General features: G+C 45.5%; 27 protein-coding genes. 13 read left to right on the forward strand and 14 right to left on the reverse strand.

The window, feature by feature from the left end; genetic code table 11:
• Positions 1 to 40: 40 nt before the first annotated feature.
• Together R7O13_RS19985 and R7O13_RS19990 are read right to left on the reverse strand one after the other, a co-directional pair.
• Positions 41 to 748 carry a hypothetical protein gene (locus tag R7O13_RS19985; protein WP_237284044.1) on the reverse strand — a complete coding sequence of 236 codons (708 nt, stop codon included), beginning with the start codon at positions 746 to 748 and terminating at the stop codon, positions 41 to 43.
• 399 nt (positions 749 to 1,147) lie between these two features.
• Positions 1,148 to 1,561 carry a LysE/ArgO family amino acid transporter gene (locus tag R7O13_RS19990; RefSeq protein ID WP_025589760.1) on the reverse strand — a complete coding sequence of 138 codons (414 nt, stop codon included), beginning with the start codon at positions 1,559 to 1,561 and terminating at the stop codon, positions 1,148 to 1,150.
• On the opposite strand from R7O13_RS19990, the gene R7O13_RS19995 reads away from it, so the two are divergent.
• Positions 1,538 to 2,011, forward strand: a complete 474-nt coding sequence (locus tag R7O13_RS19995) for a DUF4832 domain-containing protein (RefSeq protein WP_025594143.1) — start codon at positions 1,538 to 1,540, stop codon at positions 2,009 to 2,011. The genes R7O13_RS19990 and R7O13_RS19995 overlap by 24 nt on opposite strands.
• A gap of 146 nt (positions 2,012 to 2,157) precedes the next feature.
• Here the strand turns inward: R7O13_RS19995 and glpC are convergent, their stop codons facing one another.
• From glpC to R7O13_RS20015, 4 genes are all read right to left on the reverse strand, one after another.
• Positions 2,158 to 3,384, reverse strand: coding sequence for an anaerobic glycerol-3-phosphate dehydrogenase subunit GlpC (gene glpC / locus R7O13_RS20000; protein ID WP_004726856.1), 1,227 nt, complete (start codon positions 3,382 to 3,384; stop codon positions 2,158 to 2,160).
• Positions 3,381 to 4,706, reverse strand: coding sequence for a glycerol-3-phosphate dehydrogenase subunit GlpB (gene glpB / locus R7O13_RS20005; protein ID WP_014257458.1), 1,326 nt, complete (start codon positions 4,704 to 4,706; stop codon positions 3,381 to 3,383). Before glpB ends, glpC begins: the two co-directional genes overlap by 4 nt.
• Complete coding sequence (gene glpA / locus R7O13_RS20010) at positions 4,703 to 6,373, reverse strand: anaerobic glycerol-3-phosphate dehydrogenase subunit A (RefSeq protein ID WP_025594253.1); 1,671 nt, start codon at positions 6,371 to 6,373, stop codon at positions 4,703 to 4,705. The genes glpB and glpA overlap by 4 nt, the downstream gene beginning before the upstream one ends.
• A gap of 607 nt (positions 6,374 to 6,980) precedes the next feature.
• On the reverse strand, positions 6,981 to 7,901 hold the full coding sequence (locus tag R7O13_RS20015; RefSeq protein WP_025594252.1) for an IS5 family transposase: 921 nt from the start codon (positions 7,899 to 7,901) through the stop codon (positions 6,981 to 6,983).
• Positions 7,902 to 8,013: 112 nt separating this feature from the next.
• Between R7O13_RS20015 and R7O13_RS20020 the strand changes: the two genes are divergently transcribed.
• Positions 8,014 to 9,048 carry an IS110 family transposase gene (locus R7O13_RS20020; RefSeq protein WP_064377512.1) on the forward strand — a complete coding sequence of 345 codons (1,035 nt, stop codon included), beginning with the start codon at positions 8,014 to 8,016 and terminating at the stop codon, positions 9,046 to 9,048.
• A gap of 558 nt (positions 9,049 to 9,606) precedes the next feature.
• On the opposite strand, the gene R7O13_RS20025 is transcribed toward R7O13_RS20020, so the two are convergent.
• The 3 genes from R7O13_RS20025 to fes form a co-directional block, all read right to left on the reverse strand.
• Positions 9,607 to 10,641, reverse strand: coding sequence for an IS110 family transposase (locus tag R7O13_RS20025; protein ID WP_140136440.1), 1,035 nt, complete (start codon positions 10,639 to 10,641; stop codon positions 9,607 to 9,609).
• Between the two features lie 135 nt (positions 10,642 to 10,776).
• Positions 10,777 to 10,971, reverse strand: a complete 195-nt coding sequence (locus tag R7O13_RS20030) for an MbtH family protein (protein ID WP_017634326.1) — start codon at positions 10,969 to 10,971, stop codon at positions 10,777 to 10,779.
• Positions 10,972 to 10,994: 23 nt separating this feature from the next.
• The gene (gene fes / locus R7O13_RS20035; RefSeq protein ID WP_053306971.1) at positions 10,995 to 12,314 is read right to left on the reverse strand and encodes an enterochelin esterase; all 1,320 of its coding nucleotides are present in this window, start codon (positions 12,312 to 12,314) and stop codon (positions 10,995 to 10,997) included.
• Between the two features lie 186 nt (positions 12,315 to 12,500).
• Between fes and R7O13_RS20040 the strand changes: the two genes are divergently transcribed.
• Positions 12,501 to 14,594, forward strand: coding sequence for a TonB-dependent receptor (locus R7O13_RS20040; protein ID WP_017634328.1), 2,094 nt, complete (start codon positions 12,501 to 12,503; stop codon positions 14,592 to 14,594).
• 259 nt (positions 14,595 to 14,853) lie between these two features.
• A complete protein-coding gene (locus tag R7O13_RS20045) occupies positions 14,854 to 15,558 on the forward strand; it encodes a nickel/cobalt transporter (RefSeq protein WP_262645287.1) in 705 nt (234 codons plus the stop codon).
• Positions 15,559 to 15,638: 80 nt separating this feature from the next.
• Here the strand turns inward: R7O13_RS20045 and R7O13_RS20050 are convergent, their stop codons facing one another.
• The 5 genes from R7O13_RS20050 to R7O13_RS20070 all read right to left on the reverse strand — a co-directional run bounded on the left by R7O13_RS20050 (position 15,639) and on the right by R7O13_RS20070 (position 18,986).
• Positions 15,639 to 15,902 (reverse strand): cupin domain-containing protein, encoded by a 264-nt coding sequence (locus R7O13_RS20050; protein ID WP_250155004.1) that lies wholly within the window; start codon positions 15,900 to 15,902, stop codon positions 15,639 to 15,641.
• A gap of 427 nt (positions 15,903 to 16,329) precedes the next feature.
• A complete protein-coding gene (locus tag R7O13_RS20055; protein ID WP_042522752.1) occupies positions 16,330 to 16,740 on the reverse strand; it encodes a hypothetical protein in 411 nt (136 codons plus the stop codon).
• Between the two features lie 64 nt (positions 16,741 to 16,804).
• Positions 16,805 to 17,149 (reverse strand): hypothetical protein, encoded by a 345-nt coding sequence (locus R7O13_RS20060; RefSeq protein WP_237284047.1) that lies wholly within the window; start codon positions 17,147 to 17,149, stop codon positions 16,805 to 16,807.
• Positions 17,150 to 17,653: 504 nt separating this feature from the next.
• Positions 17,654 to 17,803, reverse strand: coding sequence for a hypothetical protein (locus R7O13_RS20065; protein ID WP_155396206.1), 150 nt, complete (start codon positions 17,801 to 17,803; stop codon positions 17,654 to 17,656).
• Positions 17,804 to 18,389: 586 nt separating this feature from the next.
• Positions 18,390 to 18,986, reverse strand: coding sequence for a hypothetical protein (locus tag R7O13_RS20070; protein ID WP_246543565.1), 597 nt, complete (start codon positions 18,984 to 18,986; stop codon positions 18,390 to 18,392).
• A 219-nt stretch (positions 18,987 to 19,205) separates the two neighbouring features.
• On the opposite strand from R7O13_RS20070, the gene R7O13_RS20075 reads away from it, so the two are divergent.
• The 9 genes from R7O13_RS20075 to R7O13_RS20115 all read left to right on the forward strand — a co-directional run bounded on the left by R7O13_RS20075 (position 19,206) and on the right by R7O13_RS20115 (position 24,829).
• Entirely contained in the window at positions 19,206 to 19,745 is a 540-nt protein-coding gene (locus R7O13_RS20075; RefSeq protein ID WP_042522749.1) for a hypothetical protein, read from the forward strand.
• A 2-nt stretch (positions 19,746 to 19,747) separates the two neighbouring features.
• Positions 19,748 to 20,509, forward strand: coding sequence for a hypothetical protein (locus tag R7O13_RS20080; protein WP_140203492.1), 762 nt, complete (start codon positions 19,748 to 19,750; stop codon positions 20,507 to 20,509).
• Positions 20,502 to 21,479: a hypothetical protein gene (locus tag R7O13_RS20085; protein ID WP_140203491.1), complete on the forward strand. Its 978-nt coding sequence runs from the start codon at positions 20,502 to 20,504 to the stop codon at positions 21,477 to 21,479. The genes R7O13_RS20080 and R7O13_RS20085 overlap by 8 nt, the downstream gene beginning before the upstream one ends.
• Positions 21,476 to 22,246, forward strand: a complete 771-nt coding sequence (locus R7O13_RS20090) for a hypothetical protein (protein ID WP_140203490.1) — start codon at positions 21,476 to 21,478, stop codon at positions 22,244 to 22,246. Before R7O13_RS20085 ends, R7O13_RS20090 begins: the two co-directional genes overlap by 4 nt.
• A gap of 6 nt (positions 22,247 to 22,252) precedes the next feature.
• Complete coding sequence (locus R7O13_RS20095; protein WP_042522745.1) at positions 22,253 to 22,537, forward strand: PAAR domain-containing protein; 285 nt, start codon at positions 22,253 to 22,255, stop codon at positions 22,535 to 22,537.
• 9 nt (positions 22,538 to 22,546) lie between these two features.
• Entirely contained in the window at positions 22,547 to 23,302 is a 756-nt protein-coding gene (locus tag R7O13_RS20100; RefSeq protein ID WP_140203489.1) for a hypothetical protein, read from the forward strand.
• A gap of 230 nt (positions 23,303 to 23,532) precedes the next feature.
• Positions 23,533 to 23,694, forward strand: coding sequence for a hypothetical protein (locus R7O13_RS20105; protein WP_155396901.1), 162 nt, complete (start codon positions 23,533 to 23,535; stop codon positions 23,692 to 23,694).
• Positions 23,695 to 23,927: 233 nt separating this feature from the next.
• Positions 23,928 to 24,479, forward strand: a complete 552-nt coding sequence (locus tag R7O13_RS20110; protein WP_140203488.1) for an N-acetylmuramoyl-L-alanine amidase — start codon at positions 23,928 to 23,930, stop codon at positions 24,477 to 24,479.
• Entirely contained in the window at positions 24,479 to 24,829 is a 351-nt protein-coding gene (locus R7O13_RS20115) for a hypothetical protein (protein WP_140203487.1), read from the forward strand. Before R7O13_RS20110 ends, R7O13_RS20115 begins: the two co-directional genes overlap by 1 nt.
• The last annotated feature ends 74 nt before the right edge of the window (positions 24,830 to 24,903 follow it).

Consider the following 24,903-nt stretch of genomic DNA (forward strand, 5'->3'; position numbering starts at 1 on the left):
GTCACGCGTTGAGAATCACTCTTAAATGCTTTGTTAGTTTTTATTCACACGCACGCTTTCCTTCTTCGCATGCTTCTACGCACATATCTTCATCACGGTATGAAGAGAACTGGTCATCACACTCATCCTCACAAGCTCTAAATGCAGCAGAGCAGTCACCACCTTCAGATTTAGCTATCTGCATCATTAACATTCTATTTAACAAGTTTACTTGTTGAATTAGTTCGCTATTTGTCATCGACACACAAGCATTACCAGCTTGTTTGAACCCTGAATCACATTGCCATGTCGAACCAAAAGTGAAATGTGCATTTTTTGGCAACGTTACTTTGTCGCATTGGTTATTGTTCTTTCTATATCCAGTATTACAAGACCAATTACCGCCATATGTAAATTTTGCATTTTCAGGCAGTTGAACTTTGTCACATCCATTTTCCACCTTTCGATAACCAGTGTTACAAGACCAACTGCCACCATAGGTTAACTTGGCATTTTCGGGGACTTCAATCTTTGTACATTTGTTATCGGTCTTCTTGTACCCCATGTTACATTGCCAACCACCTAACATTGAGATCGTTGCATTTTCTGGGACTTCGATTTTTGAACACCGATTATTTTTCACCTCAAACCCAGTATTGCAATAACACTTTTCCCCTAGGTAATCAGAAGAAGAATTAGGAGGGCACTGAAGTTCAGCGTTCGCTAACAGTGGAAATATGAATGCAAATAGCAAAATTAAATTTTTCATAAATGTCTCTAAAAACTAACGTTTTTTATAAGGGTTTTAGCCGCCTTTCATACTTCTATCATGCAACCTTTCCAATCACAGTTTAAGTTTATAACCAATAGATTAATGAGAGGTATTGGGGATTAGAATGTAAAATGACGCATAATTTTTAAAAAGCTTACTTCGACACTCCGTCGGATATCTACAGGTAAGGCAAAAGTAAAATCACAGGTTGTAAGAAAACTTTGGCGCTGAGAAGGAGTGGGCCAGAAACGTGCTTTGCTAGCACAGCTTTGGACAGAAATGGTTTAGAGTATTTACTTAAATTAGCAAAGGACGAATAACTTCTGGTATGGAAACTCAGTGTCCAATCTAACAGGAGCAATTTAGTTAATAGAAATGCAGCTTCATCGCGACGCTCTATATGTATTGGCTTAACAAAGGTGCTGCCAGCTTCAATGCAATACCACACATGATGCATGAAATCGCAGAATCTAAAATTCGCCATGTTCTTGGCTTACTAAAAAGTGGGATCAACTTGTTAGCCAAATACACTAATCCATAAAACCAGCCCCCTGATGCGATCAGTGCCCCTATAACAAACAATAGTTTTTCATCAGGTTCCATTTGAGCAGTCACGCCCCCGAGTATCACCACCGTATCCAGATATACATGTGGATTTAAAAAAGTGATAGCCATCGCCATTAAAACGACTTTTAACCAACTCTGGGCAATGTCCGAATTTTCCAACTCTAGGTGACTTGAACCTTTCCAAGCTGATTTTGCAGATTGGTAGCCATACCAGAAAGCTTGGATTGGGCGATTGCGCAGCACGCTTCGACATTGAACCTGAAATCGCACGTGGTGCCGACTCAGTATCGTGATTTGTTGGACGATGCGTTGGCTCAAATTGGCTATCGTCTGCGTGTAGACACACTGGTGCACCCTGCTGAATTGACGCCGGGCGCGACCATGACGGTTCAGGCCTTGCTTGTGAACGAAGGGAACGCGCCACCGTATCAGCACCATTATCTGGCGTATCGATTGGTGAATGAGGACGAAGAAACCGCGTTTTTCAACGTCTCAACCGCAGATGTCATGCGTTGGCTGCCGGGTGAACACGCGACCTCCAGCAGTTTCACTTTGCCTGAAACGATCCCCACCGGCCATTACTACCTTGAGTTGGCTTTGGTCGATCGCCATGCTGAGGCAGAAGTGAATCTGGCCAATGAAGGGTTGCAGGCGTCGGGCTGGTATCGCTTATCTGACGTGACCATTCGTTAGGTCGACAGCCTTCGCCATGCTGTGGTGCGATAGACAGCAGCAAACGAAAAGCGAAAGTGACAGAAGAAAAGCGGGCAATGCCCGCTTTTTTGTACGTTGAGCGTTGAAACGACTTTCTTTGAAGACGCCTTTTTGGGGTTGGAAGACTAAGCCAGTGCTTGCGCCAGCAAGCTGACCGGGTGAATGGTTTCCAGCGCGGTGTTCTCTTCGATTTGCCATTTACAGGTTTCGCAGTCGGTGATCGCAAAATCTGCATCGGAGGCTTTGATCGAGTCAAACAGGTGCGAGCCGATTTTCATCGACACGTCATAGTTCTCTTCTTTAAAGCCATAGGTGCCCGCCAAACCGCAGCATTCGCTATCGAGGACAATCAGTTCTAGGCCCGGAATCATGCGCAGTAACTCAATGGTAAACATCACGTTGCCACTGCGTTCCAAGTGACAAGGCGTGTGATAAACCACTTTGAGGTTGACCGGTTTCATTTTCGGCGCATTGCCATTCATAAACTCTTTCAGCAGGAAGCGCGTGACGTATTCAATGTCGTTGGACACTTGGCTGTTGTCGACGCCGAGCACATGCGGGTATTCCTGTTGCAGCGTGAACGAGCAAGTTGAGGAGGTTGAAATCACTTTGGTGTGATATTCATTGACCGCAGTTTCCATGTTCTTCACGTTCAGCAATGCGTTTTTACGCGCTTTGTCATGAAAACCGTTGGCAATCAAAGGCACGCCGCAGCATTTCTCGTTGTTCAGCAAGCGCACGCCAATATTCATCGCATTCAACACCTTCACCAGATCTTTGCCCAATTGTGGGTGGTTGTAGTTGACGTAGCAGCCATGAAAGTAGGTGACTTGGCGCTGATACAGCGGCTGGCTGGTGCAATTTTGTTTAAACCAGCGACGGAACGTGCCGTGCGAGTATTTCGGCAACGCTTTGTGGTCATGCACGCCGATGGTTTTGTGCATGATTTTTTTCACCAATGGCATCGATGTGGCGAAGTTCACCACTGGTGCAAATGGCGTGGCCAGTGAGCCGAACAGGTCGGTGTGGCTCAGCACGTAGTCACGCATCAGTTTCGGATTGAGCGGTTTCTTGCCATGTTTACCCCGCGCGACGGCGATGATGTCGCCGATTTTCACCCCAGAAGGACACGCGGTTTCGCAGCGTTTGCAGTTGGTGCAGTATTTAAGCGCTTCGTCGTAATATTCCGGGTTTTTAATGCGCAGGCGCTCGCCATCCGGCCCGCACTGTTTCGGGCCTGGGTAATCTGGGTTGGCTTTTGCCACGGGGCAGTACACCGTGCAGACGGTGCATTTAATACATTGGTCAAAGCTGGTATTCAGAGGAGCAGCTTTTGAAAATGGCGCGTTCATGCGAGCACCTCCTGATCGAATGGGTTAGGGTGAGACGCTGACAATTGAGGTTCTAGGCATTGCATGATGGCGTGGTAGGCGGTGCCAATCGCGACGCCGCCACCGCACCCTTCAAACACGGGATCGTATCCCGACAACATGGAGCCGCAGCAGTACAAGTTTTTAATGGTGACGCCGCTGCGCTGTGGGTTCAATTGCGCGTTGGTTTCGACACCGAATGCCATAAAAGGGTGTGAACGGTCGGCAAAGAAGGCCGGATTGCGCCAATCAACGCGTGCTGGTTTATGCGTCACTTGCAAGCCAAAGATCGGTTCTTGGATGGCGTGTTGCTCGGCATGCAACCCTTGGCTGAAATAGCTGCCGGTTGCCATGATGTAGTTGTCAGCGCTGATGGCCATGTCGCGCAGGTTTTGCGTTTGCAGGCTAACCAGACGCTCGCCGTCAAACGTGCCGTTGACCACTTTGTCGCCTTTGAGGTGAATGCCACCCAGCAGCAGGAAGGTGCGACTGAGCGCCTCTTCAATGCGAATACCCAGCAGCGATGGTGGCATGGTCGGCACTTCGTGAAATTGCAGTTGCGTGGTGTCGCGTAGCTTCGTTAGCAGCGTTAGGCCATCGCCGTTGCCCATGATCGCGGGCATGATCACCAAGTCGTTGCGATTGGCTGCACGCATCAAACCATCGCATAGCGCGGTCCACGCGGCATCGTGTTTTAGCAAACGTGCAATGTCGATTGAGCGCAGCTCATTTGGGTTGCGGCGGTATCCGTCAAACCCCGGAATCGACAGGGTGACCGTGTGAATCGGCACACCTTGAAAATCGGGATGCTGGTGAAGGTTATCTTTCAGCATTTGTGGCTGAAAATCGCGATAGCCATCGATCGAAACCACCACAATACGCTCAAACGAAACTTCTTGGCGGTGTTGGTAAACAAATGGCTGCGATAGCCAAGTCGCTTTGAGTGTGCCAAGCGGCGTGATGCGCCCGTGATTGGCCAAATCATCTTGATGCGATAGCGGCACGTTCGCGGTGGCGAGCGTTTGACGAAACCATTCCAGCCCTTTTTGCAGCGTGCTACGACCCACCGTGTTGTACGGATGGGACGGCGCTTGTTGCTGTAATGCGTCGAGGGCATCAAACGGGTGGGTGACCGCGCTGCCATCTGGTAATTTCGCCAGCACATCAATGGAGCCGGAAGAGAAATGTAACGCGCTTTGACCCTGATTGATGAGCACGGTTTTTTTGCCAGCTTGCAGGCTGCGAATTGCAGCGGTATAACCCGCAATGCCCCCGCCGATCACGGCCACATCATAATGCATCATAATTCCGCCTCCTGTTTTTGTTGTTCTGCTTGAGGGTGTTCTGATTGAGCGGGCTGGGGCAGGTCGCTGGCACCGAGTAATCCTTCGTAAATCCAATAGCTGAATTCCGCTTCGCGCAGCGCATCACCCCAGAAAATGGGTTTGATGCCTTTCCAGCGCTCTTCTAGAAAATCGACCAACAATTCACTCGATTGACAGCCATCGACCTGACCATATTCGGAAAACAGGCTGGCCGCACGGTAGATGCACAGTTCGCCCTGACAAGGGCCCATGCCTAAGCGAGTGCGGCGGCGCAGATCGACCAAGTTGTTGACGTCGAGCTGTTTAATCGCGTATTCAATTTCGCCCGCAGTGACCATTTCACATTCACAAATAATCGCTTGGCTCTTGGCATCGTCAGACAAGAATTGCGTGGCGCGTTCACCATGGCGATAAATGGCGGATTCATACACCGGTTTGGCGATGCTGGCGGTTTTCTTGATGGCTTTTGGCGTTTCGTTTGACCCCGGCAGTGGGCGCGTGTGGGTTTCGCACGCCTGAGTGTTGCCCAGTTTCTTCGCCACTAAGTCGGTCGCCCATTCCGCCATTAAGCGGTAGGTCATCAGTTTGCCGCCGGTAATGGTGGTGAGGCCTTTGAGGCCGTCGCGCTCTTGGTGATCGAGCAAAACGATGCCGCGGCTGATATTCCGGCCACTGCCATCGTCATCTACCGAAACCAAAGGACGTACCCCCGCGTAGGCACGCAGTACGCGCGTATTGGCCATGATCGGCGCAAGTTTCGCGCCTTCTGCCAACAGCACATCCACGTCACGTTCGGTGACGTGCAAGTTGTCGATCTGGTCGTAATCAATGTGTTCGGACGTGGTGCCGATAAGTGAAATGGTGTCGCCGGGCACCAGAATGTCGGCATCGGAAGGTTTACGGCAACGGTTGATCACCAAGTTATTGATGCGGTAATCGAGGATCAACAGCGAGCCTTTGGCAGGGAACATCTTGATGTTGAGGTCGGCATATTCGCAGATATGTTGTCCCCAAATGCCCGCGGCGTTGATCACTTCTTTGGCAAAGATTTCAAACTGTTGGTTGGTGCCCAATTGCAAACAGCGTACACCGAGTATGGTATCGCCTTGGCGAATCAAACTGGTGACGATGGTGCGGTTGAACATGCGCGCGCCGTGCTCTTTGGCATCAAGGACGTTCGAGGCACATAAACGGAACGGATCCAGCGTGCCGTCGGGCACTTTCACCGCACCGATCAGCGCCGGGTTCACGTTCGGTTCGAGCGCGAGTGCTTCTTTTGGCGTTAAACGGGTCGCTTCGATACCGGCATTGCCGCAAGCCTGAATAAAGGTGTCTTGAAAGCTGAGTTCGTCTTCAGGCAGGGTAATGAATAGGCCGTCAGTCGCTTCCACACAATGGCGAGCGATGCGTTTGAGCGTTTGGTTTTCTTGAATGCATTCTTTGGCCGATTCTGCATCAGTGACGGCATAGCGCGCACCAGAGTGCAGCAAGCCGTGGTTACGACCCGTGGTGCCGGAGGCGATGTCATCTTTCTCTAACAGAATGCACGCGATGCCTCGCAATGCGCAGTCTCGCATGATGCCTGTGCCGGTCGCGCCGCCGCCAATGATGACAACGTCGGTTTCCATTCGTTGATAAGCCGTCATGACCTTTACCTTATGCAACTTTAATAAACTTACAACTAGTATGTTTTTTTTTATCATTTACGTTCGATATATTGCTCACAAAAGCGCGAACGAGCGTTAAATTGATAGTTTTGGTGATTGTTTCGTGTGGGTGTGGAGAAATTAACCAACAATGTTGCTGGTATTTAACAGGGTTAGGCACATATTTGTTACATGTAAATCGATGAAAACAGGAATAAATTCGCTAACGAGCTGGTCTGATGTGCAAGCGGAGTCAAGAACGTTGTTGGTAAATGAAAACGTATGATGCCTTGTTTAATAAGCAATTGCTCAGTTTATTAGGGTTTTCTTGATTAGAAAATGGCGCGATAAAAACTAACCCTACTGATGAAATGATCAAAATGATGCGCCAATTAACAAAAAACGAGTTTGACATTAACAAACTTGTGCTCGAACGCTCATAAATTTCCTTGTTCGATTTTCGAGAGTGCTCTTCTGTGTCAGATTTGCCCACACAAAGTTTGTGTACATAACTATAAACAGGACTCTTACTTATGACTCGAACAAAACAACAGGCTTTGTTGCTTAATTCGATGAGAAGACATGGTAGCCCCATGTTGTTCAGTTCTTAAACAACATACTGAGTTTCAGGCATACCCAGCCCTGTAAGCTTGTTCAGCGCTTTGATCATAGCGTAAGTCTCACCAACTTGAGCGTTGTAGTCCCTCAGGCTTAATTTCCCACCTAACAACTGTTTTACCCGATACATTGCTGTCTCTGAGAGCGAGCGCTTATGATAACCATACCGCTTTTTCCATTTCTTGTTAGAGCCGTAGAGCTTCTGGCAACCCACTGCTAAGTTGCGAGGATGTCCTCGTTCCCAGAAGGCTGCCCCTTCTCGTGGCGGAATGAGCGGAACAGCTCGCTTGAGCCGTATGGCATCATGGCAATTCCTTGTGTCATAAGCACCATCGCCTGATATCTCAATGATTTTACGGCGTGTCTGCTTAAGCAAGTTGGGAAGTACTTCGGCATCGGTTACGTTAGATAAGCTCAGCTCTGCTGCGACTATTTCGTGGGTGCTAGTATCTACTGCGATATGCAGCTTACTCCAAACCCTACGCTTCCCGTCAGTACCATGCTTCTTGACCTTCCATTCGCCTTCGCCATAAACCTTGAGGCCAGTGGCATCAATGGCTAGGTGTTGTATCGCACCTCTGGTTTTAGTTTTAAATGAAACCTCAACTTCCTTAGCTCGACGGCTTATACAGGTGTAGTGGGGACAAACTAGCGGGATGTTAGCCAGCTTAAATACCGAGTCTAGAAATCCTTGCAGTGCTCTCAACGGCATAGAGAATATGCGTTTCACCATCAGTGCAGTAGTAATGGCTAAGTCGCTGAATTGGCGAGGTCTGCCGCGCTTGCCTTGTTTGTTTTGCTTCCACTCGGCTATCGCTTCCTCATCAATCCAAAAGGTCAGAGAGCCACGGTTTATTAAGGCTTTGTTGTACTGCGTCCAGTTAGTTGTTTTGTAACGAGGTTTAGGCATGAGGCTACGACGATTAATGGGTGTAGCCAATGGTATGGACACCCCTCACCCTTATCACACTGGATTAGCTACATTATATAAACATGGTTTATTCGTAGGATGGGAGGCTCAGATGGGAACGATTATTCGTGTGGGTGTCGATTTGGCAAAAAATGTGTTCCATATTCATGCTGTTGATGAAAATGAAAAAACGACCTGGCAGGGAAAATATGCAAGAAACACATGGTTAAAAGCGATCATGAAACGAGTGCCTTTTACAGCAATCATTGGAATGGAAGCATGTGGTTCCTCTCATTACTGGGCAAGAGAACTTATCAAAGCGGGGTATACAGTGAAGCTTGTTGCAGGTCAATTTGTAAAGCCTTATGTCAAAACGAATAAAAATGACAAAGTCGATGCTGAAGCCATTTGCGAAGCGATAAACAGGCCGAATATGCGCTTTGTGTCTGTAAAGACGAGCGAGCAACAAGATATTCAATCAATGCACCGTGTCCGAGAAGAACTAATTGCTCAGAGGACTGCCAGGGCTAATCAGATTAGAGGCTTAACCGCTGAATATGGAATCGTTGCACCTGTTGGTATCAGTAATTTGAGAAAACATATTCCCTACTGGTTAGAAGACGTAGAAAACTCGTTATCATTCCAATTTAGGGAGTTGCTACAAGTATTGTACGAAGATTTAATCACGCTAGATGAACGCATTGATAAGGTAACTAATAAGATAAAATTGAGTCTTAGTGACAACCCTGTTGCTCAAAGATTAATGAAAATCATCGGCATTGGCCCACTCGTTTGCAGTGCACTACTTATTGACCTTGGTGATGGCATGAGTTTTAAAAGAGGTCGAGATTTTTCGGCATCATTAGGGTTGGTTCCTCGACAATACAGTACTGGGGGACGAGAGAGGTTATTAGGTATAAGCAAAAGAGGCAATGGATACCTGAGAAAGTTATTGGTTCATGGCGCCAGAGCTGCATTTCGCTATGTTAAGGATAAAACAGACGCCTTAAGTTTATGGATCAAAAAGCTAAGTATCACTAAGCATCCGAACGTAGCGATCATCGCGCTTGCGAACAAGTTGGCAAGGATCTCGTGGGCTATTGTTGCCAAAGACGTTGAGTATGACGCATCTCGCGCTGCGGCTTAAATGTTATTGATTTTTGAAAACAGTTATATGAAGAATTGCATAGTAAAGAAATGATGGAAAATAGGTCAAACCAACATTATCAAAACCCAACCTGATCAAAGAGCTAATAGCTCGTGTAGCCGTTTGGGAGTTAATGTGCGGATAACGCCATTATGGTTCGATGCGCAATTAAGGCATCACTAATAAAACCGAATACACGTGGGCAGTTATACCTTCATTTTCATTAAAATTTACTTGCAATAGAGGGAGTGTCCATACACGATCAGATCGTAGCTTCTTGATTTAGTTCCATCGATTTAAGCAACATATATGGACGCACCTCAGGATGCAATGGCCTAATTGAATGATACGGTCGCTAACATATATCCGACGTCTTTCTAGGTCGATAATAAACCTGCGCCATGATGTAATCCGCCCCTCACTGTCTTTTCAAAGCCTCGGTTTCAATAACCATGTTGCGTTATCAGAGTGTAGTAAGGATGGTTCACCGTTTATTCATCAGCTATTGCAAACTCAGTTGCTTCTCTAGGATAACTCCTTAGAACTTGCTATTTTTTATCAAACAGGCTTAAAGGCCTGATTAATATCGTATTCACTATTTTTCATCAAGATGTGCCATGCTACCCGACCGAGCTTGTTTGCAAGAGCGACAATCGCTTTTGCTTTGCCTCGGCGTGCAATGAGTCCTCTCAACCATGCTCCCATAGAATCCACTTTGTTAGCTCCACACCGAACCACTGCGCGAGCGCCGTGAATAAGTAATGCTCTTAATTCGCGATTACCATTCTTCGATAGAGAGCCGAGACAACTTTTTCCACCTGTACTATTTTGTTTTGGAACCAGGCCACACCATGCTGAGAACTGGCGACCATTTTGGAATTGGTGTCCAGTACCTACCTCACTAATCAGTGCCGCTGTCAAAATCGGACCAAAACCAGGAATATTCCGAATAGCCTCATACCTTGGATTTTGCTGACTCAACATGGTGACACTTTGGGTCATTTCATCTATCTCTTCGCTAAGGCTGACAAAGTCACAGTATAAAGTTTGCAGTAAGTTCCTCATTACTGGGGAAAGATCATTCTCTGCATCTTCAAGAGCTATCGGTAAATGACTTCGCAAAGCTTTAATAGACAAAGGGAAAACCACTCCGTATTCAGCGGCGAGTCCTCTGATCTGGTTCGACAAGGCAGTTCTGTTCTCCACCAAGCGTTTACGGACACTGCGTATTGCTTTGAGGTCTTGTTGCTCAACAGACTTAACAGGAACAAAATGAATATCAGGCCTAGAAAATGCTTCGCAAATTGCTCTCGCATCATTAGCATCATTCTTTTGTCGCCCAACAAATGGCTTTACGTGCTGAGCTGGGATAAGAGCTACGCTATGTCCAAGCTCTTGAAATATTCTGCCCCAATGATGCGAAGTTGCGCATGATTCCATCGCAATAGCCGTTTTCTCTGGTAATTGACGGACTGTATCAAGAAGCTTGTCACGCTTTACCTTTCGGTTTGACAAGATTTGTCCATCAGAACTCAACACGCATACTTGAAAGAGGTTTTTGGCTATATCGATACCGACAACTTTAATAGACATGATGATTACTCCTGCTCTTACTGGTTGCACCATTAGTTTGGTACAACGGTGCTAGAAGGGAAGTGCGTCCATCACATCAAAGCCGTTTATTCCTTAGAAATTTAATTATTATCGTCGTGGCTATTTGTTTGTTTTTTACACACGAATGTCGTGCCAATTCGCTTCGATATAATCAATGCAGTCTTGCTTTAGTGACGGACCAAATGTGCTTTTCCAGCCAGGAGGGATCCCTTTGAACTCAGGCCATAAACTATATTGATTGTTGTGATTAATCAGCACAAAGAACTGGTTTTCAGGTTCGTCAAAAGGATTAATGTATTTCTCAGACATAGTTAACTCCAATCATAGAAAAATCAGGATTCAAAATTAAAAACATATGACAACCCATCAATGATGCCTCCGCGCCAACACAGGCGTTCATGTCCACCATCAAAGGTGCGAAACGATAACCGATGGTTTTGTTGCTTAAGTTGCTGGTACAGGTCTTGGCTCAAGTCCACCATGATGTCTTCCCCTAACCCAACTTCCATAAAAACACTTAGCTTTACGTTAGAACCAAGGCCAGAATGAACCAATTGACTCATTTGAGTTAAAGGTTCGCTTGTTTGAAGAGGAGAATATTCACTAGGTGGCTTCACTAACGAAAAATCAGGCCACCAGAATGAACCCGACTGACAAACAACCGCACCAAAACGGTCCGGATGGTTCAATCCGGCATACATCGCACTCAAACCACCAAGGCTTTGCCCAACAACAGCCGTACGATTAGCCTCATTAGTAATTGGGAAATAATGACCAACCAACGGCAGCAGTTCTTGAGTGATAGCCTGCCAAAACAAAGGGTTGCAACTGAATTCTTCACTACGCAGCGCTCCATTGATTTCATCAATGAAGACATACAAGGCAGGTGGAAGCTGACCGCTGCTCGTCGCATCGGTCAGCGCACTGAACAGAGGCATGGATTGAGACCAAAATTGACCATCTAAGACTAAAACCAATGGCAGTTCAGCCATTTGGTCAGCGCTGGCTGTCGAATACAACCAAACATAGCGCTCATTACCTAAACACTGGCTAGTCCAAGCCAGCTGCATGCCCGCTCCTGCCTGAACATTGCCATTTTTTGTATCGAACCTTGACCAAGCACTTTGCGATACTGCCTTTGGCATAGATAGCGGCGTTTTCGAACGTCCCCATTCGCAGGCTGACAAATTGTTTTTACTTAAATCATCGCGAACACTAAGAGGAAAAATGGTTCTCAACCACTCCCGATGCTTGGTGCGTTTCTCTTGGTATGTTCCGTGGTACGCTGGTTGGACGCGTTCATGTGTCACTGGAATAAACGTGTAGCTCCCACGCCACGTACTGTTTACCCTTGCCTTATAAAACCAAACATCCGTTCCTTTGACATGAGTAAGCCTTGCCATATCAAAGCTGTGATGATCAGTAATACCATTGATATCAATGTATATTTCCTTAACACTGTCATCCGTGTTTCGCCAAAGAAATAGCAGCTCAACGCTTGTATTATCTTGGGAAAGGATAAAAGGTGTTCCTTTTGTCTGCACCTCGTTCCACCAACATGGGGCTCCTACTTCTTCATTATCTTCAAGTAAACCACTTAAAACACTATTGATATTCTTATTTTCTATTATTCGAAAAGCCTTTATATCCATCACAAATCCAACTTGTACGTCGATACTTCATGCATATCTTCTAGTAATGAGATGGCACAAACTTATATCATCATTGTTGTGAATAATAATAATTATCATTAGTATTATTGCCGCAACACTTTTTTACATAAATGTTGTTACAACATCAAATGTTTTCTTCTTTTTTTATTAAGGAATACTCAGGTCATGAAGCCCATGGATTTAAACAGTGGCATAACCATCACTAATACTGGCAAGACTAAACTTGCCATGCTCATTGGTGTAATTTGCCTTGGAGCCAGCACCACTCTTTCAGCAGAGCAAGTGGACAACAGCAATACTAAGAAAGGCCAAGAAACCCTAACAACCCTAGAAACCATTGTGGTACTTGGTGAAAAACTCGGTGGTACACTTGCTGAGAACACAAGCTCAGTCACCGTTTTTACTGATGAAGCAGACAATGGCGAAGATCAAACATACTACGATCTACTCGATCGCGTCCCGAATGTACTGAATGCCCCTTCTGGTATTCCACATATTCGAGGTGTCGATGGTCGTGGGCCTGGTGAAGGCTTCCTTTCCTTCATGACAGGAGCGACACCAAGGGTGAATACAACCGTTGATGGCGTGTCAGAGTCATGGACTGGTGAAGCCTTTGGTAAAGCCGGATTGTGGGATACAGAACAAGTAGAGATTTATAAAGGCCCTCAATCAACCAACCAAGGCCGAAATAGTATTGGCGGCGCGGTGGTCATCAAAACCAAAGATCCAACGTTCCACTTTGAAAGTAAAGTTCGTGGTGGCTACGAAAACGAAGATGACAAATATCACTTAGCTGGTGTTGTTTCTGCCCCAATCGTGTCTGAAAAGCTCGCATTTCGATTAGCCGCCGAGGGCACAAAGGGTAATACACCAATTGATTACTCGCTGCCCGATAATGACCAATATCCATGGGACCCTTCTGAAGTTGAATCCTATAATGTGAGAGGTAAGCTGTTATTCAAACCGATGTCTAACGATAAGCTTACGCTAAAACTAACATTGGCTAGCCGTAATGAAGAAGGTCAATATACAAATCTGGTTTCTGAAAAAGGTAAGTTTGAATACATTGATGAAAACGGTACTCGACGTCAAACAACCGAAAGCTGGAATGCAAATTTTGACATAAATTACTTAATCAATGATGAATTAACCCTTGATGTATTGCTTGCGCGCCGAGACTATAATACGAAATTCAAAGCTTATCCTCGTACGGACTGGTGGGGTGATGTTGATGAAAAAAACTACACAGCAGAAGCGAAGCTATCTTATAACTCGTTAGATGACAAATACAATGCCATTGTCGGGGTAAGCAGTTTTTACAAAGATCAGGATACGCAAACAGACTCGATGAAGCGTAAAGATAAAGTTCTGACCAACTCAATTTACTTCGATTCAAAAGTCCAGCTCAATAACCGTTGGGGCTTGCTACTTGGCGCTCGTTACGAAAAAGATGAGCTGAAGCGTGATTTTGACCACGCAAGGTTCCCACTCGATTTCAATGCTGATGAAAGTAACGGTATTTTGCTACCAAAAGTCGGTGTAACTTTAAATGTATCAGACAATTCAATGCTTGGACTTACTGCTCGTAAAGGATACAACGCTGGCGGACTTGGATACAACGAGTACCAACAACAGGTCTTTGTGTTTGAGCAGGAAGAAGTCTGGACTTATGAGCTAAGTTCCCGTTCAACTTTCCTTGAAAATAGACTTGGTTTGACTGCAAATGTCTTCTACAACGACTATGAAAACTATCAAACGGTCGTGTATGGTGACAGTGGAAATCGTTTCGACAATTACATAGCAAACATCCCTAAAGGAAAAACATACGGTACTGAAGTTGAAACCAATTACTGGTTTGACTCAGGTCTGGACGTATTCGCATTTGTAGGCTTGTTAAAAACAGAAATCACCGAAGGACCAAGCGGTACTGTTGAAAACTTAAATGGGAATGAGTTCAGTTATGCACCTGAAGTGTCGGCTGGTCTTGGCTTCACCCAACAGCTAGATTCGGGCATTTTCTTTGGTGCTCGTGTTAATCACGTAACGGATTACTTTACAGATCTCGCCAACACCCGAAGTACGTCAGCAGGCGACTACACCATATTGAATCTCAATGCAGGTTATGCCATGAATGATCTCACCATTCGGGCCTACATTAAGAATGCAACAGATGAAGATTACGTTCTTCGCCATAAGAATGATCTTATCGAAATGGGCGGACCTCGTACATTCGGTCTTGTGGCTGATTACCAATTCTAACAACACAAAGTGCTACGATGTTATTGTTATATAGTAACTTAAGGATGTATTGTCTATTAAGGCAGATAAATCTGCTTTTTTCGTAACGTTTATTAAGTACATCGTGACTTGTGTGTACGGCATGTATAGAGAATAGTATTACTCCCTACCAAAGACAAAATAAAGAATCGCAATTAGTCAACTCAATGGATTCCAAAGGAATCCATTTTTTTCTTCACAAAGCTAAAATGATTAACTACGGTATATCAGTGAATACCTGATGCTCATCAGCCAAGGGCAACTGTTGTACTTGTTGGGCTTCAGCTTTCTGTATGGTTTACTGCATTCGGTTGCCCCTGGACACGGTAAAACGGCAGTGACGTCAATGAGCTTGATTCATGGCTACCGTCGCCGACAAGCACTTGTGTTAATGGCGATTATTGCCGCCCTACAAGCCGCGAGCGCGTGCATTCTTTTCGTGATTACTGCCAAGATTGCAGAGCAGTTTGTTTTCAGCCTTTCCGATAATGTTCGTCTGCTGACGCAAGGTTGTGCGGTGTTTATTGTTTTATTGGCGCTGAAAGAGTTTGCGTCGGTGGCCAAGCGCCGCATCAAGCAAACACGATCTCAAGAAGATGATGATTCCGCAGGTTCTAATGACAATATTTCATGGAAAGCACTGCTACTCATCGGCTTCCGCCCTTGTACTGGGGCGGTGTTAGTTCTGTTTCTCTCTAACATGCTAGGCAGCTTAATGTGGGGCATGGTCGCGACATTCGTGATGGCTTTAGGAACGGCAATGACCAACTCGATATTGGTGTTCAACGCTTTAACGATTCAACGCCAAATGAAAAATCACAGCGCCAAACCCAATGCCAACTTGAGCAATACGCTTAACCTCGTGTTAGCAGTCACCATGGTGGCATCGGGCTTTATTCTCTATAACTTTGCCAGCGTGGCAGGATTGCAGAACTTCGTCAGATAAGTACCGCCAGCAATAAACGCAAAAGCCCCAACACTTGGTTGGGGCTGAATTTACATTGATTTGTATTTCAATACTGCGTGTTACTTAGGCTCGCGCAACAGGTACAGCATCAGCTTCAATGGCGTTTTCGCGATAATGCTGTGAGGCAAATGCGCGTCCATCAACAACCAAGCGCCAGCTTTTAGTTCCTTCGCCTCTTCTTCTAACGTGAACGTACATTCTCCTTCGAGTATTTGTGCAATCGCTGACACTGCTGCAGTATGTTCGCTCATTTCTTCACCTTCGGCGAAACCGAAGATAACGTACCAACCATCAATTGGACGCCAGAAAAAACGGTGAAGCAAGTTGGCAAACTCCCGATTCAAGTCAATTTATACCTGCGAACCTTAAACGGACGATGGGTGGCAAAGCTCCTCGAGCAAGGTTTAAGGATACCGTTGGGGGGAAGACGTTCTTTCTAAATGCACCATGTTGAATAAATACAACATGGTGGTTCTGTGTACGATGTTGACAACTTAAGAGCCCCCGTAATACAACACGAGGATTAACAACGAATAGCATTAGAAGAATGGATTACTTTTAGTAAGGCAAAACCCAATTAACAGGATATGAATGAGTATTTACTCTGTCTTATAATGGGGCATAAATGAGCTAGAGTAACCTGTTATATCTGACCCCAGACATCCCTGCTTTCATGTAATATTATTATCTAAATTTAAGCTAAGGCAGTCAGGTTGGCTATGATATTACGGCAACCAACCTGTGGTGCGGTTAGTCTCTAAACTTGAGTTGTTTTCCAACAACTTGGATGTTGAACATATCCACTTGTTCTGAGATTTGATTTACTTTGTGCTTATCGATACCTTCTAGCTCACCTTCATCTGGCCAGTTAAAAGCACCCAACACGGTAAGTGTCTCATTCAGTTTTGCATGTTTTCCTTTATCGACCAAACGTTCTAGCTCTAACGACTCTTGCTCAGAGCACGCTTGTAGCTTCAAGTTGTTAATATAGAGAACAACCTTTACCTTGTCCTCTTTAGATAACGAGTCAAACCATTCGTTACGAGGAAACAACTCTTTGCTTTGCTTTTCTTTAGCGATGCATTTCTCTCTCTGAATAATCCAGTTGAGAGTCGCCTCTTTAGTCTGTTTATCCATATGGAATTTTGTTACCCAATCCATATTTATGGGTTCCGCTACAGCATTGGAGCTACTAAAGAGAACAAGGGATAACAATCCAATAGATTTATAATGACGCATTAGATACACACTTCCAAAACTTTTGTTCTTCACCGCTGGTTTGCCAGGTCATTGGCTCAGCAACCTGATAAATTCGTCTACGAGTAACGGCGCTTGTGGCCAACATTGCATCACCAAACGTTTCCCAGTCATACTCTCGAATGGTGACAAGTTTTTCTAATGGACTGGAGGTGACACTGGGTGTTCCAAAAACAGCATAAAAAGGAGTAACCGCTAGTACGCCTGACAAAAGATTGCCACTTTCCATGATGCTTTTTATATCTCCTATAGCTCCCTTACTTTTACGACTAAGAGCCATATTTTTTACATCACAATACCCCAAAGATGCCATTTACTTTTCCTACCACTTAAAAAAACCAATTGTATCATACTGTTTTTAATGGCTTTTATTAATGTATTGGTGACAAAAAAGTTAATATCACTATAAAAAAGTGCACTTCGGGTTGTTTTATTGGTAATACAACGTCCGCGATATCGATAGACAGAGAGCAGCATTCTCTGAGTGACAAGTCATGGCTTTAGCTCGAATTGTACAGCACTCGCATTGCAAAGCGATACGCTACCTTTTTAAGTTCTCTTTTTTGGGGGCCGATACCAGTTAGGGTAAAGCCAAAACCAATTCCTCACTACGCAACTAGGGACCTTAAAGCTGAATGTTTTATCTATTACATGCCGAGAGTGATGCGTCATTTTCTGAGAGTAGAACAACTTACCCCACCTGCCCCACTTAATATCGATTCAAGTGGAGTAAGTTTAAGTACTTAGCAAAATGACGTTTGAGGACGAACGATAGCGGTTTAAGCCGTTTGGCATTTTCTTTTCTAACTTAGCGTATTTAATAAGTTGGTTGAGCGCTTTGCCAATCACATTCCCCTAGATGGTCGTTTAACAAGTTATACCAGTTGCCTTTATCTACATATTGGATGACTCTTGCGGCAGTTAGCGCCTTGATTGAGGTGTTGGTTATCTTCTTCTTAATGGGCATGCACAAATCCTTTGTGTAGCGTATATGTAGCAAAATAATTGTACATACACACATACCCATGAACAACAAAGCACAAAAACATACATATAAGCTCATTTTTTTAGGCGGGCACTCGCTCATTCTTGTTCATTGCTGTTTACTAGAGGTTTTTGCCCATTACCACCGTTAAGGTGTAAGCAACGCATTACCGAAGTCGCCGTAATACCACCCTAAACACCAAACACAACGCAATTGGCTTGTTTATAGCGTTTCTAAAAGAAAGAGTCGCCTCTCCGGCGACTCTTTTCAATCATATAATGATTACTTATTCGTCATTATTGTGTTGTAACACTCAACACTAGAGGGTAGAGCCAATATATGACTGTGGTTGTGATAAGAAAATACTTAGGTTCTGCTTTAACCCACTTAGAAAGAACATAGATAATAAACGCAGACAAAACATCAAAAAAATGAGGCTCTCGGAAGTCAAATATGATGTTCACTACAATCAAACTGATTATTATGCAGCCATATAATAATCGTTCTTTCTTCCCATTTAACAGAGTAAAGCAAAGCACCAAGTATGATGCGACTGCCAACGTCCAGATTAAATATGACAACTGCTACACGCTCCACCAGCAGAGACACCTAAAGCACCACCTGCAACTACTCCAAACTGACCAGCTCCCATCAATGGACCCAATGCTCCACCAAGCGCTCCTGAGAATGCTCCAATAACAATAGGTCTAAGGCCAGCGCTAGGGTTCGAAGCTACAACTCCCATTCCGCCCAAGATTGCTCCACCAATAGCACTAGGAATCCAAACGGCTAAAGGTGCAATCCTTTGATTCACGTTTGCTTTTTTACCACCATAATCACGAGCTACAACGATGCCTCGTTCTTCTTTACTAACTACAGCGCCTTTAGAGTTTGCGACTACAAGCCTACCTGTAGTAATTACATACTCATTTGGATAAACAATATGAGTAGAGTCTTTTAAGCTAACCACCTCAACGGGGTTTGACGATAGATTAACAAACGTGACCTGAGCATCTTCTGTTTCAATGCAGTATGGACGTTCATCAGGGATTTTATGGTGCTCTTTTACCTTTACAACATTACAAAGAGGCGGATATGAAGCCATTGCGAGAGTTGGTGTAATAGTGGAAAACAGGAAGAAAAATATCAAAGTATATATACGCATAATACAGCCCTTACAACTTAACTGACTTTAATGTAAATGATAATGATTTTTAATCGCGCGCAATTTACTTAAGAGCTCATGAGATGTATGTGACAAGTGTCACATTTATATGCATCTCTTTGGTTATTTAGGCTTAATAGCGTCGAGGTGTATAATTTGCGCTCAAATCAGCCCTAGTCCACCCCATCCTTAAAACGCCACTCCAAATTTGGAGTGTGCATGACATTACAGACTAGCCGAAAGCAAGTGCCAGCCAGTGCAGAGCGCCTTAGCAGACTTGCGCCTAACTGGTCATACGCGAACAACATTCTTAGCTTTGGTTGCGGTAAATTTCCCGACCTAACAGAAGAATACCTTACTAACTACCACAAGCAGAGCATGACGGTCACTCACTATGACCCGAACTCGAAAGCGAAAGGCGTAGTAAACAATATTGCCGAAATTGACAGCTCAAAACGCCGTTTTTGCGTCATGTTGTGCGCGGACGTACTTAACGTGTGCAAAGATCTCGATGCAGCGATCGCAGACATGGCCAAGATTGATTTTGATTGCGCGGTCATTCAAATCTATGAGGGCAACCGATCCGGTAAAGGCCGTAAAACGCGAGACGGCTACCAACGCAATGAGCCTGTATCGGCTTACCTACCTATCCTAACGAGCAACTTCCACAAGTTCGATGTGACCTTACACCGAAGCGATAAGTGCATCACTATCGTTAAAGGCCGTAAGTATTACGAGCTGGACGATTTGGAGGACTAATCATGCAACTGGATGAGACGTTCTTTGAAATTCCATGCGATGTAGTGACATTCGATAGCAAGGTAGAACACACAGAGCTAACCGACATTGACCGTGCGGTAGCTGCCTTTTTCCAGAACGTGCTTGATTCCTTAGTTGTGACTGACACTAAACGGCGAGAGAACAGTGAGTTTTCTCGCTTTGTTGGCCGTGATAAGTCGAGAAAGATTTACTACGGCAACTTTAACGATCCAGTGTCATTCCTATCTAAGTTAACGGCAAAGTTGGGCGACAAGGTGAAAGCAAACCGTAATGAGCTTTTACCTGTTTGCTACATCACGCGCGATCCGGTGATTGGGTTTGTTGATGGCGCGGAGTACGTCGATATTGCTGACTATGGCGAACTGGCCAATGAACAAGGCCAGCCTTATTCCGTGATTAATAAGTCCTTTGTCGCGCTTACCTACCGCATTAATGCCCTAGCTTGGAACCAGTCTACCCTTAGCCGCCTAGCGCTAGGTTTAATGGTTTGGCTACGTCATACCAAGGGCAAGCGTAAGCATGTATTCAGAGCGAAAACCATGCTCGCGGGTACTGAAATGGAAATCAGCATCGAGATACGTGGCCGTAAAGATGCGATGACCGAACCCGCCGAAGTAGACCATGAAAATACTCGCCTGTTTGCTTCCTCAATCTCTTTTGAAGTGATTGCAGAAGTTTATGAGGCCGAGTCGATCACTGTCCGTCAGGGCGCGATTGGTATGGGAGGCCGAGTCATTGAGTAATAAAGAATACTTTCTCGCCCAAAAAGTTGTCACCAACGAAAATGACATCCCTATCGAGCACATTCATTCGTTTACCTACATTGAGTGTGCTTCGATGGACGGCAACAAGCTGGTTATGGAAATCATGGATCAGGCTGCCGTTTATCGGGATGAATACGGGATTAAGCGCGGTTCAGAGATCGAGGTCACGATGGCCGATGTGAACGAGCGAGGCGATCAGGTTTGGATTGAAAAATTCATTGTGGCCAAGTCCACCAGCGCTGACGGTATGCTTACCGTTCAAGCATTCCAAAAGGATGCGCACCTACTTAAAGAGCCAGTCACAACGCCTCGATTCTTTGTTGAAATGCAGCCTAAAGACATTCTGGCCGAGCTGTTACCCGAGCTAAAAATCGAATGTGACAGCTTTGAGCGTGGCGCTACGTACCATTTAAATGCTGGTGGTACTAAGTCTCGCTTAATTCGAACAATGGCCAGAGACTACGGCTCAGTGGCGTTTATCTGCCGTGGTGTTATGCACTTTAAGTCGCTCAAGAACATGGATATGAGCGAGCAATTCAAGCTGGAACAGTCGAATCCAGAGGAAGCAGAGCACAGCATTGCAAACTACTCCATTATCGGAGAGGAAGCCCTGTTTGAGCGCGTTCTTAACCGTAACTATGCCTCTTGGGATACCGTCGAGGGCTTCCAAGGCGGTAAACGTTCGGGCGCTATGGTTATGGTTAGCGTTCCACAAGCCAAGGCGCTGAATAATCAACACATGGCCATCATCCCTATTTTGGATGTGGAACTTACCGGAAATACTGCCTTTACGCCTCTTTCGGTGTGCTCAGTGCTATTCCATAAACGGCTACCCGCTACCGAGCTGGATGAGTCCATGCCAGAGAAACAAATCATGAACCGTGTCGCCCATTGCCAACGTGGGAACCGGTATCAGTGTCGTATCGAGTTGGGAGTACGCAACCTATGAGCGATTCGTCAGAGAACAGAACACGCACCAACGTCACTAACCGCTTGTTTGGTAGCTATCAGGCCGAAGTGGTAAATACCGTCCATCCGAAAGGCTTGTACATGGTTTCCGTTCGCTTGCTTGGTTATTGGGATGCAATCCCCGATAAGGATTTACCTTTTGCCGAGTTTCTACTGCCATTAGGTGCAAAACCGAGTGGTGGCCATGCAGTGCCAGTGGAAAAAGGGGATCTGGTTTGGGTGGATTTTCCTCGTAATGGCGATACCCGTTATCCCCGTATTACCGGATCGCTTTACTACGCGCCTAACTATGAGTCGTACCTACCAAGCGAGGTGAACGGCGAAGCCTATCAGCCTAAACGAGCCGATGGAGAACCCGAGCCACCAGCCTATGACCGCAAAGATGCGCTCTTTGTGCGATTTGGTTTGCGCGAGCTCATCACGCATCAAGGCGGCTACTCAGTAACGCATACCCAAAGCGGCACGGCCATTGAAATCACACCAGATGGCCAATGTGTTATCCACGTCGAGGGCAATGCGTTTCGCAGCTCAACAGGGAACACATTGGAGCAAATCGGAGGCGCACTAACTATCAAAGTGAAAGGCGATGCGAACATCGAAGCGGGTGGTAATGCAACCGTAAAAGCCTCCGGTAAAGCCAACCTAGAGGGCAATGAAGTGACCATTAAAGCGAGTGGTAACGTCAATATCGATGCTGGTGGCCAGTTCGCTGTTAAGGCTGCCGCAGCTCCATTTACATTAGGGTAATGCACTATGCCAGCCGTAGGAATTGTAGGGAGTGTGGATAGTGGTCATGGTGGCTTTAGTCCAGGTGTTTTTGTTTCTGGCCAGCCACTACTGACCGTGAATGGAATCAATGTATTAGGTACGGGTGATATATCCGTCATGCACGTGAAACCAGATAACCCGCCGCACGTAGGCGTTATTACTGGTAGTTCAAAACTTACTGTTAATGGCGTTCCGGTCGCCGTGGTAGGCGATGCCCTTGGGTGTGGCGCTACGCTGGTAAACGGTAACGACTTGATGACGATTGATTGAGGCAATTTGATGTTAGACACACAAGAGCAAATCGAACAGTTTCGCCAGTTTTTAGACGTAGGCGGCCTTAAGGAAGCGGAGAACCTTACCCGAGGCAAGTCCCTTAAGGTGAAGTGTGAAAGCTTGTCAGGGAAGCTATCAGGCTGCGTGAGCGAGGATATTGAAGACTACCAAGGCGCATCGCAGTTAGTGGTAACGCTTAAGGGTTTGAATGACTCAGTGAGCGCAACGGTGGCCACGTTAACTCAATGGAATGAGCACCTAGTGTTGATCACCGACCCAACCGACCTCGAACAAGTGTCTATTGGTGTGAACGTCAAACACAAGGTAGATGGTACAGAGGACAACGTACCCGCTCCGAGTATCTTCCCAATTACCAGAAAGGAAGAACTGAAAGCGCTTGAGGCAGTGATCAACGGTCTTTCCGGCCATGTGGATGCAGCCGTATCTCTTATGGCGCAAATCAATACTGCATTAACGCCACCAACAAGCGGCGGTGAGTCAGATAACGGTGCAACCTTACCGCCACCAGACTTGCCGTCGGAACTAGAAAGCCAAGCGAATGCGCTAAACGAGATCATGCTTCCCCTTGCTGGTGGCGTGACCAGCTCAAGCACGGTGATTGACGCAATGATCATTGCGTCGAAAGAGGAACGCACCTTAGCGTTAGGCTACTTCACTAAGGCGATTTCATTTACCATTTGTAGCAACCAGACGAAAAAAACGAGCATCAAAGACGCGACAGCAGAGGTATTTAGACTGTAGAATGCTTTTGTTGCTAACCCCTTTCCTATTCGCACTACAAAAAAGACAAAATGAATTATTCAGTTTATTTAAACGCATATGAACTATGCGGATTAATGTCGCTTATCATCGTACTAGCAATTAACCTATTTAGAGCTCGAAACGAGCTTAAATCCACCAAGGCGCGACTATCCTTTGTGATACGCAAAAGCCTCAGTGTTGAGGGAGAATACATGTACGATGGGTGCAGAATGAACGTGATATTTGATGCGGTGCGATACAGCGGAAATCAGTTTTACTTGATGCGTAAAGATCAGGTGATGGCCAGCTTCCACGTAGAACCCTATCGAGTTAATCCTGTTCTTGATTACTTCAAATCAAACAAGATAGAGCCCGTTCAAAACCGACCATAATCCAAGCAAAGCCAGCGTTCGCGCTGGTTTTTTTCTAAATTGCAGGCAAAAAAAAGCCGCGAGGTAAGTGTTCGCGGCACAAGAAGCTATTACAAAGGTTAAAAATGAAGTTTCAACGTTAGTTGACACCAGTCGATTGGGATGCCGAACTGGTAAAGAAAATATATTTCCTATTCCGAACATAGTCAACACCTAAGCACATATTAGTTAAGCTAAGTTTGGGAATTTATAAAATGAAAAAAGTCTGTATTGTTGTTGGCCATAGTTTTAAAGATGGCGGCGCTTACAACGAAACATTCGGAATAAATGAGTATGGCTATAATCATCCCCTAGCCAGCTTATTGGCCGCCGAGCTACATAAGCGAGACATTCTTCCAGTGATCATGTATCGAGACACCTACTCACGGATGATCGGTGATGTGAACGAATCGGGCGCTGACTATGCCATCGAGTTACATTGTAACAGCGTGACCAATAAGTCAGTTCAAGGTTCAGAGACATTGCATTGGCATAAGTCGGACAAGAGTCAAGCACTTGCTCAGCGCCTACAAAAAGCGGTGGCTGGACTTATCGGACAGCGTGATCGTGGCCTTAAGCCTATCTCGAACACTGGTACTGATACTCGCGGTTGGCGTTTCTTGATGAAAACCAAAATGCCAGCCGTGATTTTGGAGCCGTTCTTTTTGTCTAACGACGAGTCGTTACAAAAGGGATTGGAACTGCGCGAAAAGCTAGCCGTAGCACTGGCAGAAGCGTTCGCAGAACACATTAAAGAGAGCAACTAATGATGGGACTAGCAAAAGTGTTTACAAGTAGTCTATTTAAGAGCGCCACCAGCGAGAAAGTAGGTGGCACTATCCACGAACTGACCGAGTTTGGTGATCGTGTGTTTACCAGTGACGAAGAACGCAAAGAGTTTGCCTACAAACTGGCAGAGCTTGAAGCGGCCAGCTCTAACACATTGGTACGTACTGGACGCGCCGCTATGATGTGGAGCATCGCGCTGGTGGTCATTTATCAACTCATTGTTCGTGACTTTTTGGCCGTTTTCTATGGGGTTGAGCTTCCAAGCTTAGAGACTGACACACAAGAGCTACTAAGCAACGTGTTCGGCTTTTTGGCAGGAACCCTATAACAACTGAAAATTTTTTAAATTTTTTTTAGATGCCCTTTCCTATCCCCTTTTCTCTCAACAAAAACACACGATCA

This window comes from Vibrio sp. Y176 (assembly GCF_033438945.1).

Bases quoted from the DNA above. Each gene is read 5' to 3' on its own strand.
- R7O13_RS19985 (WP_237284044.1), bottom strand. From the start codon at position 748: ATGAAAAATTTAATTTTGCTATTTGCATTCATATTTCCACTGTTAGCG.
- glpC (WP_004726856.1), bottom strand. From the start codon at position 3,384: ATGAACGCGCCATTTTCAAAAGCTGCTCCTCTGAATACCAGCTTTGAC.
- glpB (WP_014257458.1), bottom strand. From the start codon at position 4,706: ATGATGCATTATGATGTGGCCGTGATCGGCGGGGGCATTGCGGGTTAT.
- glpA (WP_025594253.1), bottom strand. From the start codon at position 6,373: ATGACGGCTTATCAACGAATGGAAACCGACGTTGTCATCATTGGCGGC.
- R7O13_RS20015 (WP_025594252.1), bottom strand. From the start codon at position 7,901: ATGCCTAAACCTCGTTACAAAACAACTAACTGGACGCAGTACAACAAA.
- R7O13_RS20020 (WP_064377512.1), top strand. From the start codon at position 8,014: ATGGGAACGATTATTCGTGTGGGTGTCGATTTGGCAAAAAATGTGTTC.
- R7O13_RS20025 (WP_140136440.1), bottom strand. From the start codon at position 10,641: ATGTCTATTAAAGTTGTCGGTATCGATATAGCCAAAAACCTCTTTCAA.
- R7O13_RS20030 (WP_017634326.1), bottom strand. From the start codon at position 10,971: ATGTCTGAGAAATACATTAATCCTTTTGACGAACCTGAAAACCAGTTC.
- fes (WP_053306971.1), bottom strand. From the start codon at position 12,314: ATGGATATAAAGGCTTTTCGAATAATAGAAAATAAGAATATCAATAGT.
- R7O13_RS20040 (WP_017634328.1), top strand. From the start codon at position 12,501: ATGAAGCCCATGGATTTAAACAGTGGCATAACCATCACTAATACTGGC.
- R7O13_RS20045 (WP_262645287.1), top strand. From the start codon at position 14,854: ATGCTCATCAGCCAAGGGCAACTGTTGTACTTGTTGGGCTTCAGCTTT.
- R7O13_RS20055 (WP_042522752.1), bottom strand. From the start codon at position 16,740: ATGGATTGGGTAACAAAATTCCATATGGATAAACAGACTAAAGAGGCG.
- R7O13_RS20060 (WP_237284047.1), bottom strand. From the start codon at position 17,149: ATGGCATCTTTGGGGTATTGTGATGTAAAAAATATGGCTCTTAGTCGT.
- R7O13_RS20065 (WP_155396206.1), bottom strand. From the start codon at position 17,803: ATGCCCATTAAGAAGAAGATAACCAACACCTCAATCAAGGCGCTAACT.
- R7O13_RS20070 (WP_246543565.1), bottom strand. From the start codon at position 18,986: ATGCGTATATATACTTTGATATTTTTCTTCCTGTTTTCCACTATTACA.
- R7O13_RS20075 (WP_042522749.1), top strand. From the start codon at position 19,206: ATGACATTACAGACTAGCCGAAAGCAAGTGCCAGCCAGTGCAGAGCGC.
- R7O13_RS20080 (WP_140203492.1), top strand. From the start codon at position 19,748: ATGCAACTGGATGAGACGTTCTTTGAAATTCCATGCGATGTAGTGACA.
- R7O13_RS20090 (WP_140203490.1), top strand. From the start codon at position 21,476: ATGAGCGATTCGTCAGAGAACAGAACACGCACCAACGTCACTAACCGC.
- R7O13_RS20095 (WP_042522745.1), top strand. From the start codon at position 22,253: ATGCCAGCCGTAGGAATTGTAGGGAGTGTGGATAGTGGTCATGGTGGC.
- R7O13_RS20100 (WP_140203489.1), top strand. From the start codon at position 22,547: ATGTTAGACACACAAGAGCAAATCGAACAGTTTCGCCAGTTTTTAGAC.
- R7O13_RS20105 (WP_155396901.1), top strand. From the start codon at position 23,533: ATGAACGTGATATTTGATGCGGTGCGATACAGCGGAAATCAGTTTTAC.
- R7O13_RS20110 (WP_140203488.1), top strand. From the start codon at position 23,928: ATGAAAAAAGTCTGTATTGTTGTTGGCCATAGTTTTAAAGATGGCGGC.
- R7O13_RS20115 (WP_140203487.1), top strand. From the start codon at position 24,479: ATGATGGGACTAGCAAAAGTGTTTACAAGTAGTCTATTTAAGAGCGCC.